The organism is Cohnella terricola (genome assembly GCF_007786475.1).
In the GTDB taxonomy this organism is placed as follows: domain Bacteria; phylum Bacillota; class Bacilli; order Paenibacillales; family Paenibacillaceae; genus Cohnella; species Cohnella terricola.
This window is the reverse complement of the sequence record NZ_VNJJ01000002.1, coordinates 142,653-161,899: the sequence shown is the minus strand read 5'-3', so window position 1 is coordinate 161,899 and position 19,247 is coordinate 142,653. Positions and strand designations below refer to the sequence as shown.

Sequence of the window (19,247 nt, the reverse complement as noted above, 5' to 3'; positions counted from 1 at the left end):
ATATATCCTATTCGGCCCTGCGTAGGGTGGTTTAGACGTATTTCTTTGAGCTGTAAGAAAGGTAACTTTCTTGCGGCTCTTTTTTATTTTCACGAAGGAGGTACCCCCTATGTCAATGATTAAAGTAACGAACCTGACGTTCGCCTATGACGGCAGTTACGATAACATCTTCGAGAACGTAAATTTTCAGATCGATACCGACTGGAAATTGGGTTTTACGGGGAGGAACGGCCGGGGCAAAACCACGTTTCTCAACCTGCTGCTCGGCAAGCTCGAATACAGCGGAACGATCACTGCTAACGTCGAGTTCGAGTATTTCCCATTTCGAGTCGAGCATAAAGAAAACCATACGATCGACGTCGTCGCCGATATTTATCCGGATTATGAGCATTGGCAGCTTCTACGGGAATTTTCTCTGCTGAGGGTGTCGGAGGACGTGTTATACCGGCCGTTCGAATCGTTATCCAACGGGGAACAGACGAAGGTGCTGCTTGCGGCTCTATTTTTGAAGGAAAACAGCTTTCTGCTCATTGACGAGCCGACGAACCATCTGGACATACATGCCCGGAAGCTGGTCAGCGATTATTTGAAAGGCAAGGCAGGTTATGTCGTGGTTTCGCACGACAGGGCTTTTCTCGATAACTGCGTGGACCACATTCTGTCGATCAACAAGACGGATATCGAAATCCGGAAAGGGAACTTTTCTAGCTGGTGGGAAAACAAACAACGACAGGACAACTTCGAGATGGCCGAGAACGACAAGCTAAGGAAGGACGTCAAGCGGCTGTCGGAGGCGGCCAAGCGTACGAACGATTGGTCGCACGAAGTGGAAAAAACGAAAAACGGTACCCGCAACTCCGGCTTGAGGGTTGATCGAGGGTTTGTCAGCCACAAGGCCGCCAAAATGATGAAGAGGTCCAAATCACTCGAGCACAGACAACAATCCGCGATCGAGGACAAGTCCCGGTTGCTCCAAAACGTCGAAAGCTCGGAAAGCCTGAAAATCTCCCAACTGGCGTATCACAAACATCAGCTCGTCGAGCTTGACCGCGTTGCGATTCAATATGGCGACAAAGAGGTGTGCCGCGACGTCGACTTTGCGATCGAGCAAGGAGACCGCATTGCGATCTACGGTCCGAACGGGTCGGGAAAATCCAGTCTGCTCAAACTGATTTGCGGCGAGAATATTCCCTATTCAGGTACGCTTCGGGTAGGAAGCCAATTGAAAATTTCCTACGTCTCGCAAGATACCTCGCACTTGCGGGGGGACTTGTCGGACTTCGCCAGAAGCAACGGGATCGACGAAAGCCTGTTCAAATCAATCTTGAGGAAACTCGATTTCTCGCGTTTGCAATTCGAGAAGGACATCGCGTCCTTCAGCGGCGGTCAGAAGAAGAAGGTGCTGATCGCGAAAAGCCTCTGTGAGCGTGTTCACTTGCATGTATGGGATGAACCGCTGAACTTTGTCGATGTCATATCCCGCATGCAGATCGAAGAACTGCTGCTGGAACATTCTCCGACGATCCTGTTCGTGGAGCATGACAGCGAGTTTTGCAACAATATCGCAACCAAGGTCGTGGAACTGGAAGGATAACATCCAGGCGGTTAAAGGGGCTCTTCGGAGCCTCTTTTTTCTGGACCGTTAAAGAAATCGATCAGCCCGTTCGTGAGTTGCCGATGTGCGCCGCTAATAAATCGATCCGCGCTATATATGAGCTCCAGATGACGGACAGGTGCAGGTTCGGCGATTGGGATCATCTTGATATCCGTCCGTTCCGGCATTCGTCTGAGCAAGCCCTCAGGCTGTATAGCTGCCCCAACTCCGGCCGAAACTAACTGCAGCAACGACGTGGCCGAACCGGTCTCCATGACGGTGTCTAATTCAAACCCCTCTTTTCGGCATACCGCATCGACCAGATCGCGGCCCAGAAAACCTTTCGGATACATCACCAAGGGGTGATCCTTCAGCTCTTGCAGCGCGATTTCCTTCCTGTCGGCTAGCTCGCTTGCCGAGTGAACGAATAGCTGGTAAAATTCGCGCCCCAGCGGAATTTGGACTAATCTTTTGTCCGGGAGTCCTTGCAGACTAATTCCGATATCGACTTTATGGTTAAGCACTTCTTCATGTACAAATATGGTGGAGATCACCTGCAGCCGGATGTCGGGAAATTTGGATTTGAATTGAACGAACAGCGGAACGAGCTGAAAATCCAGGTCGGAGGGCAATACGGCAAGACGAACTGTTCCTCGTTCTCCATGCAACAGGTCTTTAATGGCGCTCTTGGCATCCGATTCCGCTTGCAGCATCTTCGCTCCATATAGCCGCAGGAGCTGGCCGGCTTCAGTGGCGACGACTTTCTTGCCGATACGATCGAACAAGGGCATTCCTAGCTCCGCTTCCAGGAAGCGAATTTGCTGGCTTAATGTCGGTTGTGAGATTCCTAACGCTTCGGCCGCCCTCGTAAAGTGAAGATGCTCGAATACGGCCATAAAGTACTGTATATTTCGAGTGTCCATCATTGTCACCTGCTTACCCATAGTATTTTACTATTATAATAATATGAATTATTGGATTGAACAATGAGTCGCAAGTTCATATACTTGAATCAGCGAAGAACGAGGGAGGAAAAACACGTGAGAAACTTATTTTTATTGCTTGCCATATTTATGGCATCGTTGAATCTTAGACCAATCATTACGTCCGTCGCGCCATTGCTCGGCACTATGCAAAGCGATCTGGGAATGAGCGGGCTGACGGCAAGTCTGTTAACGACGTTACCCGTATTGTGCATGGGCATTTTCGCTCCGCTGGCAACGGCATTACGCGATCGATTCGGATTGGAGCGTACGATATTTATTGCATTATTAATCATTACAGGGGCGACCGCTTTCCGGGGCATCGTCAGCTCGGTCACGATTTTGGTGGTTACGGCGCTAGTAGGGGGAATCGGAATCAGCTTGGCAGGCCCACTGCTGTCCGGATTTATTAAGAAGTATTTCCCGACGAAGCCGGGGATCGTCAGCATATATTCCGCTTCTATGACCTTAGGGGCAGCACTGGCTTCCGCGCTGTCCATTCCGATCTATAATCGAAGCCATCACAGCTTTGGGTTGACCTTGTCATGCTGGGCGATTCTTGGCATCGTTGCGCTGTTCGTTTGGTCGGCATTTCTTCGCAACAGAGCCGGCCAACAAAGTCCTGGACGTTCCAGGCTTCCAATTCGAAATAAAAGAGCGTTGCTGTTAACGTTATTTTTCGGATTAATGTCGAGCATGTTCTATTCCCTTACGGCGTGGATTTCTCCGATTGCGCATAGCTTCGGCCATAGCGCTGCAAGCGCGGCTGTACTTCTTACCGTATTTACTTTGATTCAGATCCCTGTATCGTTAACGATTCCGACTCTTGTAGCCAGAACGGGCAAACGGAGATTTTTTCTGATCTTCTGCAGCATATCCGAGCTTATCGGAGTATTGTTGATCCTGTTTCATCTGCCGATGCTGGCGGCCGTCATCTGTCTAGGTATCGGGGCAGGAGGTTTGTTCCCGCTCGCGCTTATGCTGCCGATCGTCGAGACGAACACATCGGAGGAAGCCGGGGCTTGGTCAGCCATGTCCCAGTGCGGCGGTTATATCATCGGCGCGCTCGGGCCATTGCTGGTCGGGGCGATATACGACGGTACCGGAAGCTTTAGCGCGGCGCTTCTTGTGATGCTTGCGATTATCGTGACGATGATCGGCGTGCAACTGCTGATTACCGGACGCAAGGCTGAAGCTCACGCAAGCTCATGAGCGGAAACGGGTACCTGTAGTCCGACGAAACCTAACTAAATCGCACGAAACCGTGTCACGGGTACCTGTAGTCCGACGAAACCTAACTAAATCGCACGAAACCGTGCCATGAGCGCCTGTAGTCCGACGAAACCTAACTAAATCGCACGAAACCGTGTCACGGGTACCTGTAGTCCGACGAAACCTAACTAAATTGCACGAAACCGTGCCATGAGCACCTGTAGTCCGACGAAACCTAACTAAATTGCACGAAACCGTGCCGCGAGCACCTGTAGTCCTACGAAACCTAACTGCTCATTCTCCAATAACTGTGGGGCTGTCTCTCTAGGTCGTATAACGACGGGGGTGACAGCCCCTATTATATATGATAGAATCAATACATAACACATGATATATATCGATTGACATATAATGATGAAGGAGCATGAAATGGCACCAAAAACCAAATTCACGAAAGACCAGATCATCGACGCGGCATTCGAAATCGCCAGAAAGGAAGGCATCAAAGGCATCACCATAAGAAAGGTGGCCGAGAAGCTGGGGAGCTCCATTGCTCCGATCTATGTCAATTTTAAAGAGGTAGACGAATTGATCCGGGAGGTCGTGAAGAAGACGTCCGCCATCAGCAAACAGTTGCTGATGGAACAAAATACGGGCCATCCGTTTTACGATATCGGGGCTGCCAGCCTACGGTTCGCCAAGGAGTATAGCGTCCTGTATCGAGATCTTGTCATGAATAAGAACGATTATATGAGCGATCAGGGGAACGAGACGGGCACACTGGTCGAGATGATGAAACAAGACCCCGGACTCGCAGGCCTCGCGGATGAAGAGCTGATGACCATTTTATTGAAGATGCAAATTTTCCAGACCGGTCTATCTGTCATGATGGCCAATGGATTGCTTCCGGAAGACTTCGACGAAGGAAAGACGGTTCGTCTATTACAAGAAACGGGCGGCGATATCATCGCTGCGGCGCAGATGCGCAAGACGGGAGGAGAACCGACATGAGAGATAAGATCGTCGTCATTACCGGCGCGAATTCGGGAATCGGCAAAGCCGCTTCGCTTAAGTTCGCGTCGGAAGGCTATCGCGTGGTTATGGCTTGCCGCAACTTGGAAATCAGTAAAACCGTACAACAAGAAATTATGCATCGTACAAACAATCCTAACGTTGATTTGATGGAACTCGATGTTGCTTCTTTCGATTCCATTCGCGATTTTTGTTCGGCATTTAAAGCCGCATACCCTCGACTGGACATCTTGATCCATAATGCCGCTTACTTAAATCATGGAGAGAAAGAGTATAAGCTCAGCCCCGAGCATATCGAGATAAGCTTTGCTACGAACGCGTTTGGTCCTTTCTTGATGACTCGTTTATTAGCAGATCATCTTGCGAAGTCGCAGGACCCGAGAATCCTTCATGCGTGCACGACGAACATTAAGCACTTTTTCGATCCGAAAAGGAAAATCGACTTCGATAATCTGCGCGGCGAATACCGCGAATCGCGGCGGCATAACGTCTACAAGATGTACGGAGACTCGAAAATGGCGCTATTGATGCTGAACTTCAAGCTGGCGGAAGAACTGAAAAGCCAAGGGATCAAAGTCAATGCGCTGCAAATAAACCGCGTCAAATTATCAAAAGAAACGATTCGCAAAATGCGTTCCATCTGGAAGGTGCTTGCATGGGCGCAGAATCTGACGAACCCTTTGCCGTCGGGCATGGCCGATAACTATTTTCATATTTGCACCTCTGACGAGTATAAGGAAGTGACGGGCCAGCTGATCAACCACAAGAGAGAGATCGTTCAGCTGGCATCCAGCGAGAAAGGCATTCATCAACTAAAAAATATTTTCGGCTCGGGAACTTACCCTAACTATGCGACAGACGCCTACAATATTGAGAAAATATGGGGGATGAGTATCGCTCTGACCGAAGGCTAAAGGTTTGTCGATATAGAAGTTACTGCCCGGCTTTGGCCTCCGCCGTAGCCGCTTGCGTCGACAGAACGCCGCTGAACACAAAGACGAGCAGCGAGCATGCCAGGGAGATTGCCGCGAAAATACCGATGGCGGAATAGCCGTTAAAGGTCGCGTATAACGTTCCGGCCACCCAAGCGCCGCACGTTGTCGCCGCGTTCATCGTGGATGTGGATAGGCTGGAGATGGTGCCGCGAATCGTCGGGTTTAACCCGTTCATAATCGTCACCATCAGAGGGAACAAAATCCCGAGAACCAAAAATATAAAGAAGTACGCACCCGCGGCGATCGAAGCCGTCGTTACATGAGGCAACGCGACATAAGCAGCCGCTAAGATCGCCATCCCCGCCGCCATCGTCCGTAAAGGGTTAAGCGCCTTAATGACGGACGCGCTCATTAAGCTGCCTAGCAGATTTCCGAGTCCCAAGAAAATGATTACATATCCGGTTTCATCGACCGCCAAGTGAAAGCGATCCGCCATCCATTTGCCCAGAAAAGCAAAGGTGGCGCTGCTCCCGAGATGGACGCAAAAGTAAGCCAGGTACGTGCCTCGCGCTTTGCCGCTCTGCAGAAGGGGGACGTATCTTCGGAAGATGGACGATGGCGCTCCTTGCGATTGTCGAGGTTTCATTGCGGGTACATAGATGGCGACCGCGGCCGCCAGCGCAAGGGCAAATAGGCCGATCGCCCAGAAGGGAACGGACCAACGGATGGATGCCAACAGGCTTCCGATCGGCACGCCGAACGCTTGGGACATTGCAAGCCCGGCATAGACGACGCCAAGCGCCTTGCCGATTCTGGCCGGCGGGAACAAGGTCGGAACGGCGGCCCACACTTGCGGCGCCGTAAAGGCGGCGCTAACGCCCGCCAACAATCGGAACAAAACCATCGTCCAGAAATCGACGGCGAATCCGCACAAGGCTGTCGAGATTGCGAAGCAGACGAGTCCTCCGACCAGCACTTTTTTACGATCCCACCCGTCGGATAAAGGTCCGGAGATCAACGCGAACGCCGCCGATCCCAAAGTATAGGAACCCATCATCCAACCGGCCTTTTCGGTCGGCACGTCGAACATGTTTTGCAGCGTCGGAATGAGCGGAGAAATCAGAAACGTATCCGTCCCGATCACGAACATGATAAGGAAAAACAAGGCGATTAATTTGCGCATTTTCATCATCCGTTTCTTTGGAATTTGACTCAAATCCCATTGTAGATAATAATAGTGACAACAATTGTCACAAATCTAAAAGTAGGAGCAACTCGGTCATGTCCAAATCGAAACGTCTGTTGGAGCTGATGATGACGGTCAACCGGAAGCGGAAGTTTACGGTGAAAGAACTAGCCTCGGAATTCGGCGTGTCAGCGAGAACGATGTTAAGGGACCTGCAGGAATTAAGCGAACTCGGGTTCCCGCTATATTCGGAAGTCGGTCCTCATGGCGGTTACCAGGTGCTGAAGGAAAGCATTCTTCCGCCGATCGCTTTCTCCGAAGAAGAAGCCGTGGCGCTTTTTTTCTCCGTTCACGCGCTTCGTCATTATTCATCCCTCCCTTTCGAAGCGGAAGCGACTTCCGCGCTGAATAAGTTTTATTTGCATATGTCCGGAGACGTTCGCGACCGTATCGATCAGATGAAAAACCGAGTGGACTTCGTAACGCCGACAAGACAGCAGGAATCCCCCTATCTGTCCCTATTGCTCGAAGCCGCCGTTAGGCAGAAAGTGCTGGTCATCGAGTACAAGTCGCGGGGGGAAGAGGCTTGCCGCCGCATTCAACCGATCGGTATTTATGCAAACAACGGTTTATGGTTCTGCCCGGCGTATTGCTTTGCACGTCAAGACTTTCGCATTTTTCGTTGCGATCGTTTCGTTTCGGCCACTTTCGATGAAGGTGGAACGGAGCCGTTGGATCTGCGGAACGTTCATCTGGGCAACAAAGATGAGGTTTACCGCCGTGAAGCGGAAGCGGTCGAACTGCATGCGGAATTGAGCCCCCAAGGGGTGCAGATGTGCGAGGCCGCCCTGTGGCTGACTTCTCATCTGCATGTCCGGGAGGATGGGACGGGGTGGCTGGAAGGGCCGATTTCGCGGAACGATATCGCTTTTTACGCCCGATTTATGATCGGATTGGCGAGCGAAGCGACCGTGAAGCAGCCGCCAGAGCTGGTTGATCATATGAAACATCTATTGGCGGAAATCAAGGCCAAGTATGAGTAACGAGACCCTCATCCCCGTCGAAGATCATGATTTTCTATATAATTATAGAATTATTCGATTAAGGGATTTCTTTACAAATCAAGGGACGAATGCTAAGATGCAATAAATTGCAACTTAACCGAGTTGTTTGGTTGGTTTAATATGAGGAACCGAATGAAACCCTGATCTACCAGTCCGCTGGAGACCGTTTTCCCTTAGAGGGAGAACCGGTCTCTTTTTGTTTGGGGTTGTCGGAGCGGTTCCATCTTGGCAAAGGGGGAACAGGCTTTGTTGGAGAGGCGAAGCAGCCATCCGGGAGAACAAGGAGCATTTCCGGGCAAGACGTATGCGGAGATTGTGCTCGAACCGGCTTACGAGCAAGCCAAGCGACATTTGCTCGGCCCGATGATCGCGGTGAACAAGGCGCATCTGATCATGCTCCGCGAGCAAAATTTGATCGCGGAGCATGAGGCGAACGGAATCGGCCGGGCTCTTCTCGGGTTGGATCAGGAGAAGCTGCGGAATAACCGGTATACCGGTAAGTTCGAGGATTTGTTCTTTGAAGTGGAGCACGAGCTTGCCGTTCTGGCGGGGGAACGGGCGGGGAATCTTCATCTAGCGAGAAGCCGCAACGATATGGGCATCGCCATCTACCGAATCGTTCTGCGCGGCAAGTTGCTGACGGTATTGCAGTCAGCACTTAGCCTGCGGCGGCGGCTGATCGATTTCGCGCGAAAGCACGCGGAAACGCTGATGCTCGGCTATACGCATACGCAGCAGGCGCAGCCGACGACGGTCGGCCATTATATCGCCGCCGTGTCCGATTCGCTCGGACGAGACATCGGAAGGTTGATCGCCGCTTATCGCAATTGCAATCGCAGCAGTCTCGGGGCGGCGGCTCTCACGACTTCGGGTTATGCGATCAGCAGGGAAAGGACGGCGGAACTGCTCGACTTCGACGATCTGATCGTCAACGCCTACGACGCGGTCGGAGGAGCCGACTACGTCGGAGAGATCGCGGCAGCCGTCCAGCTTGCCGCTATCAATTTGGGTCGATTTTCTCAGGAATTGCTGCTATGGGGGACGACCGAATTTGCCGGCATCCGAGTGGCCGATCCATACGTGCAGATCAGCTCGATCATGCCTCAGAAACGTAATCCGGTATCGGTCGAGCACTTACGCTCGCTTCTGTCGGCGTGTGCCGGCGACGCCGGAACCGTGCTAATGATGATACACAATACTCCTTTCGGAGACATCGTCGATACGGAGGACGATCTTCAGCCTTATGTTTGGAGGTGCCTGCGAACGTTGGATTCGGTCTATCGGCTGCTGGCCGAGATCGTAGCGACGTTGGAAGTGAACCGAGAAGTTCTGCGCGCGAGGGTGAAGGGTAGCTTCGCGACCTTAACCGAACTGGCGGATACGCTCGTTCGCAAGGAGGGGCTTCCTTTCCGCGAGGCCCACGGCATCGTAGCCTCTCTGGCAAGGCGAGCCTATCGCTCGGGCATGTCGGCAAGCGATCTCACGGTTCGTATGCTTAACGAGACAGCGCTGGAACGAATCGGACGATTGCTGTCGTTATCCGAAGATGAGTTGCACGAAGCGCTCGACCCCGAACGTTTTGTCGCGATCCGCGACGTGATCGGCGGACCGAACCCGCAGGAAGTCAACCGGGCGTTGTCCGTTCAGGATGCGGAGCTTCAAGAAGCTCAAGAATGGACGCAGAAGAAACAAGAATCCCACGAGCATAAGTTCAAAGAATTGGATCGAACGATCGCCGGTTGGTTTCTAGACTGAACGATTGGCATACAAGAATCTGCGATAAGGAGGAATTAGACAGCGATGTTTAGAGCGGGGTTTCAAGTATTCGATATTCACGGCCATTTACCTTTTTCCTCCACGCTCGGTCGTGAAAGACATGATAAAGTCGTGCAGTATGGCAAAGAGCGATCCGAACGCATGCGCTTGTCCTGGGATCTGCGCGCGGCCGAATCCGATCCGGAACAAACGGGCCGCCCTCTGGTCGAGCGATGGAAAGACGAACTGGACCGTTACGGGATCGGAGGCCTCAACTTCCTGACCGGGAAGACAAACGAAGAACTGGCCGAGCAGATCAAAGACTATCCGGATCGCTTTACCGGCTTCGCTTCCCATCCGATCGACCGTCCGGGCGCGGCGGAGGAGTTGCGGCGGGCGGTGAACGATCTGGGGCTCAAAGGATATAAGCTGTTCGGGCCGCTGACGCAAATTCCGTTCGGCGATCCGTCGTTAACGCCCGTTTGGACGTTTCTTGCGGAGCGGCAGCTGCCGGTACTGATCCATTTCGGCATGCTCGGCCATGCCGGGGGCATCGTCCAGCATTTAAATATCAACCCTCTGTCTATTTTCAACGTGGCGGCGAATTACCCGGACATTCCGATCATCGTTCCGCATTTCGGGTGCGGCTACTTCCAGGAATTGCTGCAATTGTGCTGGAGCTGCCCTAACGTGTACGTCGATACTTCGGGCTCCAATCAATGGATCCGTTGGGTGCCGTACGAGTTGACGCTGGAGACTCTGTTTCGCAAAACGTACGAGTTGATCGGGCCTGAGAGAATCGTATTCGGCTCCGACTCGATGAGTTTCCCCCGCGGTTACAATTATCGGTATTTGCAGGATCAGATCCGCACTGTGCGCGACTTGAGACTGGCTGAACCGGAGATCGAAGCGATCTTCGGCAATAACGCAAGAAAGCTGTTGAATCTGGAGCCATCGCTCCCAATATCCGAAATAAAGGAGAATGTCCGATCATGACCAAGAAAACCTTGCATTCCAAAACGATATCGATTGCTTCCCTCTCGCTTCTCATTCTGCTGGCCGCTTGCGGAAGCGGCGGAGACAATAAGAAGAACGAGGGAGCCGACCAAAATCAATCTTCCGAGTCGAAAGCTTCCCCCGTGTCTGCATCCGTGCCCGATTCCGGCAAGGAGAAGGTGACGATCGAATATTGGCAGTACGAATATCCGGCCAAAGTGCAGCTCGTGACCGAATTGATCAAGCAGTTCGAGGCCGAGAATCCGAATATTACGGTCAAGCAGACCAACTTCCCCTACGACCAATATAACGAGAAAGTCGCTACTCTGGTGCCGGCCGGCAAAGGACCGGACGTGATCAACTTATACTACGGCTGGCTTCCGAAATACGTATCTTCGGGATTTCTTCAGTCGTTGCCGGAATCGGCGTTCCCGGCGTCGGATATCGAGAGGGATTATTATCCGCTTGTCGGCGCGGCCAAGATCGACGGGAAATATTGGGCGATTCCTACTGCCGTCCGTACGTTGGCGCTGTTCTATAACAAGGATCTCTTCACCAAAGCGAACGTAGAGCAGCCTCCCGCAACTTGGCAAGAGCTTGTCGATACCGCTGTCAAGCTGACCGAGAAGGATTCCAAGAATCAGTTCGTCGTGGAAGGCTTGGCGTTCGAACCCGGCGCGCAGCTTCACCACTGGTATCGCGACGGATTGTTGCCGCAGGCGGGCGGCGAAGACCTGAGCGATGACCGGCGCAAGATTCTATGGGCCGATTCGCCGGCAGGACTTGAAGCGTTCCAGTATTTGGTTGATTTCGCGGTCAAATACAAGGTCGGCACGCCGGGCGTCTTTACGGACGATGCCGCCGCGTTCAAAACCGGCCATGCGGCCATCAATATCGACGGTTCGTTCCGCCTAGGCTCTCTGAAATCGGACGCGCCCGATCTCAAATACGGCATAGCTCCGCTTCCGTCCTATAAGAACAAATCGGTTCCATCCTCCTTCTGGGCGAACGCGATCACGTCGAACGTGTCCGGAGCCAAACTGGAGGCCTCGGCCAAGTTCCTGCAGTTTCTGACCAGCAAAGAGGTTCAGGAGCAGTGGGTGGAGAAAGTCGGAGAACTGCCTGCGCAGAAGGCGGTCGCCACCCAAGACAAATATTTGAACGACGAGAAGCTGGGACCGTTCATCTCGCAGTTGGACAACAGCAAAGCCCACTTCTTTATTGACGAGACGGGAGAGAGGACTCTGTTCGTAGATGCGGTTAATGAAGTGCTGCTGAATGGCGTCCCTGCGGAAAAAGCGTTCCAGAGTCTCGTCTCCAAGACGCAAAAGCTGTACGACGATTACTGGGCTAAAGCGGGAAGCAAATAAGGGAGGCGAAAGCCGCATGATCGCGAGAACCGCTCGAACGAACGCGGCTGCAGGATGGAAAACGATTCCTCTTCGAATCTCGTATCGAACGCAGCGCTATCTGTTTATTTACCTAACGCTTGCCGTCCCGCTGCTTTACTTTTTCGTAACGCGTTTGTTGCCGATTATCTATTCTTTCTACATCAGTTTCAGGGAATGGAATATTCTATCGCCCAGCAAGCCCTATGTCGGCTTCGCGAATTACAGCGGTCTGTTCACGGATGAAATCTTCCGCAAATCGATCGTCAATACGTTTCTGTTCGTTGCCGTCGGCATACCCGGCCAATTGGCGGCGGGACTCGCCGCGGCGTTGCTTCTGCAGAGCATCCCCAGGTTCAGAGGTTTTTTCCGGACCGTTTATTTCATTCCTTACATTACGAGCATCGTAGCGGTCAGCTGGGTTTTCCGCTGGCTGCTGATGCCGAACGGTTGGGTGAATTCGGCGCTTCTGAATCTCGGGCTGGATGCCCAATTGTTCCTGCTTTCGCCCCGGCAAGCCCTGTACGTGATCGCCCTGTCGATGATCTGGCAGAGCGTCGGGTTTCAAATGCTCGTCTTCGTCACTGGACTCGAGGGCATACCTGCAATGTACTATGAAGCCGCGCGCATAGACGGGGCGAACGCCTGGCGCAGATTCCAGCATATTACGCTGCCGTTGCTCAATCCCGTCATCCTGTTCTCGGCGGTCATCGCCGGCATCTCCTATCTACAGACGTTCACCCAGATCGTAAGCATGACGGGAGAAGGCGGTCCGCTCAATTCGACGAGAACGCTCGTCTATCATATTTACAAGCTGGCTTTCAAAAATTTCGAAATGGGCAGTGCTTCGGCTGCAACGGTGATTCTGTTCATTATCATTTTCGCCTTTACGCTCGTGCAGATTAAAGCGCTCGAAAGGAAGGTCGAGTATTGAAGGAGGCGAGGCGAGTGATAGCTTCGAGAAAAGATACATTTGCGGTCGCGCGGTATTTGCTGCTTATCGCGGGCGTGGCGATCACATTATTCCCGCTGCTGTGGATGGCCGCCACCTCTTTTAAGCTGCCGCAGAATTTGTATGACCTGAGCCTGTTTCCTTCGCCGGCGAGTTGGGGGAGCTATTCTTATATTTTCGATAAGGCACCCTTCGGCACGTGGATATCGAATACGGCAATTGCTGCGGTTGCGACGACGGCTTCCGTGCTGGTGTTCGATACCGCCGTCGGATATGTATTGGCCCAATTTTCGTTTCCCGGCCGTAAACTTATTTTTCTGTTTATTATCAGCACGCTGATGGTCCCGACGGAGATGCTGATCATTCCCTGGTATCTGCTAGCGACGAAGCTGGCGCTGACGGATACGTTCGCCGGCTTGCTGCTGCCGGGACTGTTGACTGCGTTCGGCATCTTTCTGATGCGTCAATTCATGGAGTCGCTGCCTTCGGAGCTTCTCGATGCGGCCCGCGTCGACGGCTTGAACGAGTGGAGCATTTTCGCCCGGATCGCGCTCCCGCTGATGAAACCAGCCTTGGCTACGTTAGCGATATTAAGCTTCATCTCGAACTGGAATCAATTCATTTGGCCGTTTATCGTTCTGCAGACGGAAAACCGATATACGCTGCCGGTCGGCATGGTATATTTCTCAAGCGAGCTTAAGGATAATAACGGCTGGATTCAGATCATGGCGGGAGCGACCGTATCCGTGATTCCGCTGATCGCGATTTTTACGATTTTCCAGAAAAAAATTATTCAGGGCATCGCCCTAAGCGGGATGAAATAGGCGGATGTAATTGAAGCTAATGGGGGAATGTTTTATAATTTTATTGAACGGAGGTCGATACAAATGGCAAATCAATTTGCCGGTACAAGAAGCAGCTCATGCAGAGCCTGACATTAGGGCGATACTTTGCATGGGCGGTCAGTTAACGAAGTCGCCCCAATAAGCTCATATCGTTTCTAATAACGGGCTTTGCACCTTATTTTTTATTTTGATTACAAATAAGGGGATGAAAGCAAATGCTCGTACCATTCATTAGAAACCATCAATTCAACTTGATCAATAAGCAAGTAGGTCATCTTCAGAATACCTGCAATACCGTTTCCGATCCGAAAGTGGTGGAATCGGTTAGAATCGGCACTCAAACGAAAGTGCTTGAAGCGTTCCCCGAGGCGTCGGAACTTCAACAGCAGCTGCTGCGGAGGTTTGCCGCGTTGAATTCGAGGGGAGAATTTCAACAGTATTTGGATTCGTTGGAGCCTTTTCGGACGGAAATTGAACCTTTGGAGGAGAAGCAGCTCAAGAAACTGTTTCCGAAAATCAAAAAGCTGAAGGTTCCCGACTTGACCACTGTTGATTTTCGGAATATCACTTACCTGGGCTGGACCGATATTGCGTCGAATAGATTGTTTATCGTGTATCGACTGAACGGGCAATACGTCGGCATCGAAGGAAGATATACGCCGACGAATAAGAAAGGCGTCTGTTTTTTGTGCAATCGGCAAGAGGAAGTTGCGTTATTCTCGGCCATTACGAAAGCGAAGCCTCCTAAAGCTTCGCCTGATTACTACAAGGCGATCGGCAACTATATGTGCGTGAACAGCGATGCGTGCAACAAGAACATTACTGATGTCGCTATGTTGGAGAAATTCGTCTATGACGTGACGGGGAATTACGAGGCTTAAGCCGAATTACACGATATCGAAGTTACCATTCCTGCTTCTACGGGGCTGTCTCAAAGCGATTTATCGTTTTGGGATAGCTTCTTTTTTTTGAAGAAAACCGGTTTGCGCCATAGCTATTTCCTCGCGAGCGTTGTCCAACAGCATGGCGCAATATATGGCTGAAGCCTTGTTCAGGCCCAATTCGCCTTAGCACTTCGGGCTGCTATTCCTTGGCGATATGAATTTCTATTTTGTATTTACCGAGCTTCTCGATCATCGATTCCGGAGCGTTCTGATCGGTAACGAGATGATCGATTTCATCCAGAGGGAAAACTTCCGCCAAGGAGTTGATGCCGAACTTGTCGGAAGTGATGAGCAGCACCTTTTGCTTCGAGCTTATTGCCATTCTTTTTTTCACTTCGATTTCTAGCGGGTTCGGGTCGGTAATGCCGGAATCGAGCGACAGACCGGACGCGCTGAAAAAGAATGTATCCGAATTGATTTTTTGGAAAAAGTTTTCGGCCTGCGAACTGACGAACGTGCGGGACGTTTGCCGGAACAATCCGCCCGAAGCCATCAGGTTCGCCTTGGGGCAGTGCTCGGCGGCCAAGTTCATGACGTCAAGCCCATTGGTCAGCAGTGTGATTTTACTGTCTTTAAGATGGGGAACCATGTGGGCAATCGTCGTTCCGCCTTCCAGCACGATGATATCGTTATCACGAACGAAATGCTTTACCGCATATCTGGCGATCATTTCTTTCTCCGCATTATACAGCGACTGCTTGCTGGCGAATTTCGGCTCGAGAATGTTCGTCAGAGCTTTGACGTGCATGACCCGCCCGTGCTTTCGGATGATGATGCCTCTTTCCTCGAGAGAGTTGAGATCTCTCCAGACGGTCATGTTGGAAATGTTGAAGTACTCGCACAGCTCGGACACCGATACGTCGGAATGCTGTTCAATATATTTCTCCATTTGGATTTTGCGAACATCGGAACTCAATTCATCAGGCCTCCCCTTTGTGTTACATTATATCATTCTATTTTATATTTGGAAATTACTATTCCAAATATTGAAATGTAACCGTTGACATTTTATTTATAACGATATAAAATACCAATTAAGCTTCAAAATAACATTAATTTTGATATGTTATATCACTTCGGAGGTGAGATTCTACTATTTCATAACACCGTTTCAGAGAGGAAAGGCTACTAATTATAAGGGGTGTTCACATGCAAACGAAAAAGTGGATTCATACCACGCTCGTCCTGTCGCTTTCTTCTACGTTGGCGCTGACGGCCTGCTCGTCCTCCAATAATGGTCCATCGTCATCGCCGGGCAGCGAAAGTACGGGGAAGGAAGGTTCTCCGGGCAAGACGAACGAGAAAATTACGTTTTACGCGCAATACCATCCCGCAATCGACGCACTCAAGCCTCTCATTCCGGATTTCGAGAAAGAAACGGGAATCAAGGTGGAGCTGAATGTACTGCCGTATCCTCAAATATTAGATAAGCAACAAGTGGCTTTAACTTCAGGAAGCGAATCGATCGATGTCGGCATGGCCGATCCGATGTATTTGAGCCAATGGAATAACGGCGGAATGCTAACCGATCTAAGCGCGCTGATCGCCGACAAAAACGCAACGAACGACGAACGGCTCGCGCTGGACGATTTCATGCCGCAAGCGCTTAAACAAATGAGCAAGGACAACGTCCAGTACGCTTTGCCTCTTTACGCGGAGACAACGGAGCTGTTCTACAACAAAAAAATGCTGGAAGACGCCAACGTTCCGGTTCCGACAACGCTGGACGAACTGATGGAAGCCGCCAAAAAATTGCATGATCCGAAAAAGGGCCAATTCGGCATCGTTTTGCGCGGACAAAGAGGCAACGGGCTTAATATTTTCATCTGGACCGGTATTTACCGTTCCTTCGGCGGCGAGTTTCTTAAAGACGGCGCCAACGACTTCGATTCGCAAGCAGGCGTCGCGGCGACGAAATGGTACGGCGACATCTTGACGAACTACGGCCCTCCGGGAGCTTCCAGCATCGGATGGCAGGAAGCGCTCGATACGTTCTCGCAAGGAAAAGCGGCCTTCATGATCGACGCGTCCACTTTTGCGGGATCGCTGGAGGATTCGAAGAAATCGGCGGTTGCCGGCAATGTCGGGTACGCTACGCTTCCGAAAGGCCCGAACGGATCGTTCCCGGCTCTGGCCGCGTGGGGCATGTATATCCCGAAAAACTCCGCGAAAAAAGAAGCGGCATGGAAATTCATCCAATGGGCGCTAAGCCCGGAAGTACAACTCAAATCCGCGGTCGAGCATTCCCGATCCGACGTCGCCCGCCAATCCGTCTGGCAGGACGAAAGCTACCGCAGCCTGTTCGGCTCCTGGGGCAATTGGGCTGACGTGACTTTCGACAATATCAACATCGCTTCTCCGGATTATCGTCCGATGATCAAAAACTGGACTCAAGTCGGCGACGATCTGGGAGCTCTCGTGTCCGCCGTAACCGCCAAGACGCTTACAGCCGATGCGGCCATGAAAAAAGCGCAGGAAGAAATTAAAATCACTCCATAGTTTTACCGAACGCATGTCCGGCTCTTAACGGCGGTTTGCTGGCGCATAAGCGAGCCGCGGATTGGCCGGACATGTTTCCTCCAAGGAGTCAGAGGGTGGGAGATCATTTGAAAGTCCGACTATTGAACCCGTTGAAACGGTTGTCGCAAAGAAACAAAGTATTGTTTTGGATGCTGGTCCCGTGTTTGGCGTTTATTTTCATCCTAACGATATATCCGACGGTATACTTGCTTTTCGTATCGCTGACCTCTTACAACACGATGGAAAAGGGTTCGATGAAGTTCATCGGTCTCGCCAATTTCGGTACGTTTTTGACTGACGCAAACGCATGGCACGCATTCTGGATTTCCATGAAGCACGTCGTCGTTACGCTCTCGCTGGAGCTCGTTCTCGGAACGCTGACGGCGATCGCGGCTTACAAGCTGCTGAACAAATGGTATTCGAGATGGCTTCGGACGATCGTCCTGCTGCCGCTTATGGTTCCTTCCGTCGTAACCGGAATAACGTGGGCGCAGCTGTTCAGTCCGACCAACGGATTTTTTTCGTATCTTGCGTCCAAGTTTGGCTTGTATTCGGTCGGATTTCTCGGGGACGCCTCCACGGCGTTTTCATCGCTCGTCGCCATCGACGTATGGCAATGGACCCCGTTTATCTTTTTGATGATTTTGGCCGGTCTCGAAGCCTTGCCGGCAGAGCCGTACGAAGCGGCGTCTATCGACGGAGCGGGAAGGACGAGAACGTTCTGGTCCATTACGATCCCTCTGCTGAAACGGAACTTTTTGATTACGATCATATTGAAAATCATATTCAGCTTCAAAGTTTGGGCTGAAATTTATATGACGACAAGGGGAGGGCCGGGCAATTTAACGGAGACGCTGAACGTTCACATTTTCAACGTTGCCTTCGTAAACAACAACTTCGGCTATGCCGGCGCATTGTCGTTCGTTTATTTGATTATTCTCAACGTCATATTGCTCGCGTTCTTCAAGGCGCTCTTTCCGAAAAATGCCGTATAGACAGGTGGTGAAAATGAGATGACAACGAAACGCGATCCTTGGAATATTTTATACTTTTTGTTCCTCGTCCTGATGCTCGCATTTTGCGCGCTGCCGATTTACTGGATTTACACGATTTCGATCAAGCATCCCGTCGATGCGCTGTCGATGCCGCCGTCATTTATTTTCACGCCGACGCTGGACAACTTCCGAACGATTTTCGAAGAAGATTTCTTCAGCCCGTTTTTCAACAGCTTGAAAACTTCGCTTCTGGCGACATTCGGCACGATTTTGCTGGGAGCGCCCGCTGCTTACGCCTTCTCCAGATGGGAAGGAAGACCGCTTAAAAATACGCAGCTATGGATTTTATCGCCGCAGATGATTCCGCCGATCGTCGTTATGGTTCCTTTTTTTCTGTTCTGGACGACGCTTCATTTGACAGGCACCCATATTCCGCTCATCGTCATGCTGATTTTGGCCAACTTGCCGCTGTGCGTATGGATCGTCAAAGGGTTTTTCGACGACATTCCGATCGATTTCGACGAATCGGGAATGTTGGACGGCTTGAACCGGGTAACGGTGTTTTTCCGGATTGCGCTTCCTCTCAACTTGTCGGGACTCGTAGCGGCCGGAGGATTCATCTTCATTCAATGCTGGAACGAGTTCACCTTCTCGTTTTTGCTGACCGAGGAAGGCAACAAGACGCTGCCCGTCCAAATCGCCCAATTCATTACGCCGACCGGAACGCTCTGGGGACAAATTACGGCGGCTTCAGTGATGGCGACGCTGCCCCAAATCATTTTGCTTATTTTCCTGCAAAAGTATCTCGTTCGCGGCTTTTCGATGGGGCTTAAATAAGAAAGGAGT

The 19,247-nt window shown here is 51.4% G+C and carries 17 protein-coding genes; 14 read left to right on the top strand and 3 right to left on the bottom strand.

Annotation, left to right across the window (positions count from 1 at the left end; genetic code table 11):
- Positions 1-109: 109 nt before the first annotated feature.
- Complete coding sequence (locus tag FPZ45_RS03985) at positions 110-1,594, top strand: Lsa family ABC-F type ribosomal protection protein (RefSeq protein WP_144698674.1); 1,485 nt, start codon at positions 110-112, stop codon at positions 1,592-1,594.
- An 11-nt stretch (positions 1,595-1,605) separates the two neighbouring features.
- Here FPZ45_RS03985 and FPZ45_RS03980 read toward each other — a convergent pair whose 3' ends face one another.
- Positions 1,606-2,517, bottom strand: a complete 912-nt coding sequence (locus FPZ45_RS03980) for a LysR family transcriptional regulator (RefSeq protein ID WP_144699258.1) — start codon at positions 2,515-2,517, stop codon at positions 1,606-1,608.
- A 117-nt stretch (positions 2,518-2,634) separates the two neighbouring features.
- Between FPZ45_RS03980 and FPZ45_RS03975 the strand changes: the two genes are divergently transcribed.
- From FPZ45_RS03975 to FPZ45_RS03965, 3 genes are all read left to right on the top strand, one after another.
- Entirely contained in the window at positions 2,635-3,789 is a 1,155-nt protein-coding gene (locus FPZ45_RS03975) for an MFS transporter (protein WP_144698672.1), read from the top strand.
- A gap of 429 nt (positions 3,790-4,218) precedes the next feature.
- A complete protein-coding gene (locus FPZ45_RS03970; RefSeq protein ID WP_144698670.1) occupies positions 4,219-4,800 on the top strand; it encodes a TetR/AcrR family transcriptional regulator in 582 nt (193 codons plus the stop codon).
- On the top strand, positions 4,797-5,735 hold the full coding sequence (locus FPZ45_RS03965) for an SDR family NAD(P)-dependent oxidoreductase (RefSeq protein WP_144698668.1): 939 nt from the start codon (positions 4,797-4,799) through the stop codon (positions 5,733-5,735). The genes FPZ45_RS03970 and FPZ45_RS03965 overlap by 4 nt, the downstream gene beginning before the upstream one ends.
- Positions 5,736-5,754: 19 nt before the next feature.
- Here the strand turns inward: FPZ45_RS03965 and FPZ45_RS03960 are convergent, their stop codons facing one another.
- Entirely contained in the window at positions 5,755-6,939 is a 1,185-nt protein-coding gene (locus tag FPZ45_RS03960) for an MFS transporter (protein ID WP_144698666.1), read from the bottom strand.
- A 98-nt stretch (positions 6,940-7,037) separates the two neighbouring features.
- Between FPZ45_RS03960 and FPZ45_RS03955 the strand changes: the two genes are divergently transcribed.
- The 7 genes from FPZ45_RS03955 (at position 7,038) to FPZ45_RS03925 (ending at position 14,823) form a co-directional block, all read left to right on the top strand.
- The gene (locus tag FPZ45_RS03955) at positions 7,038-7,985 is read left to right on the top strand and encodes a helix-turn-helix transcriptional regulator (protein WP_144698664.1); all 948 of its coding nucleotides are present in this window, start codon (positions 7,038-7,040) and stop codon (positions 7,983-7,985) included.
- Between the two features lie 243 nt (positions 7,986-8,228).
- On the top strand, positions 8,229-9,761 hold the full coding sequence (argH, locus tag FPZ45_RS03950) for an argininosuccinate lyase (protein WP_425456955.1): 1,533 nt from the start codon (positions 8,229-8,231) through the stop codon (positions 9,759-9,761).
- A gap of 45 nt (positions 9,762-9,806) precedes the next feature.
- Positions 9,807-10,757 (top strand): amidohydrolase family protein, encoded by a 951-nt coding sequence (locus FPZ45_RS03945; RefSeq protein WP_144698662.1) that lies wholly within the window; start codon positions 9,807-9,809, stop codon positions 10,755-10,757.
- Entirely contained in the window at positions 10,754-12,127 is a 1,374-nt protein-coding gene (locus tag FPZ45_RS03940; RefSeq protein WP_144698660.1) for a sugar ABC transporter substrate-binding protein, read from the top strand. The genes FPZ45_RS03945 and FPZ45_RS03940 overlap by 4 nt, the downstream gene beginning before the upstream one ends.
- A gap of 16 nt (positions 12,128-12,143) precedes the next feature.
- Positions 12,144-13,079: a carbohydrate ABC transporter permease gene (locus FPZ45_RS03935; protein WP_144698658.1), complete on the top strand. Its 936-nt coding sequence runs from the start codon at positions 12,144-12,146 to the stop codon at positions 13,077-13,079.
- 14 nt (positions 13,080-13,093) lie between these two features.
- Positions 13,094-13,921 carry a carbohydrate ABC transporter permease gene (locus FPZ45_RS03930; protein ID WP_246120308.1) on the top strand — a complete coding sequence of 276 codons (828 nt, stop codon included), beginning with the start codon at positions 13,094-13,096 and terminating at the stop codon, positions 13,919-13,921.
- 236 nt (positions 13,922-14,157) lie between these two features.
- Positions 14,158-14,823, top strand: a complete 666-nt coding sequence (locus tag FPZ45_RS03925; protein ID WP_144698654.1) for a FusB/FusC family EF-G-binding protein — start codon at positions 14,158-14,160, stop codon at positions 14,821-14,823.
- Between the two features lie 202 nt (positions 14,824-15,025).
- On the opposite strand, the gene FPZ45_RS03920 is transcribed toward FPZ45_RS03925, so the two are convergent.
- Complete coding sequence (locus FPZ45_RS03920; RefSeq protein WP_144698652.1) at positions 15,026-15,802, bottom strand: DeoR/GlpR family DNA-binding transcription regulator; 777 nt, start codon at positions 15,800-15,802, stop codon at positions 15,026-15,028.
- 233 nt (positions 15,803-16,035) lie between these two features.
- Here FPZ45_RS03920 and FPZ45_RS03915 point away from each other — a divergent pair, with 233 nt between their 5' ends.
- The 3 genes from FPZ45_RS03915 (at position 16,036) to FPZ45_RS03905 (ending at position 19,238) form a co-directional block, all read left to right on the top strand.
- Entirely contained in the window at positions 16,036-17,385 is a 1,350-nt protein-coding gene (locus tag FPZ45_RS03915; protein ID WP_144698651.1) for an ABC transporter substrate-binding protein, read from the top strand.
- Between the two features lie 95 nt (positions 17,386-17,480).
- Positions 17,481-18,401, top strand: coding sequence for a carbohydrate ABC transporter permease (locus FPZ45_RS03910; protein ID WP_186438220.1), 921 nt, complete (start codon positions 17,481-17,483; stop codon positions 18,399-18,401).
- Positions 18,402-18,419: 18 nt separating this feature from the next.
- Complete coding sequence (locus FPZ45_RS03905) at positions 18,420-19,238, top strand: carbohydrate ABC transporter permease (RefSeq protein ID WP_144698647.1); 819 nt, start codon at positions 18,420-18,422, stop codon at positions 19,236-19,238.
- Positions 19,239-19,247 lie beyond the last annotated feature (9 nt).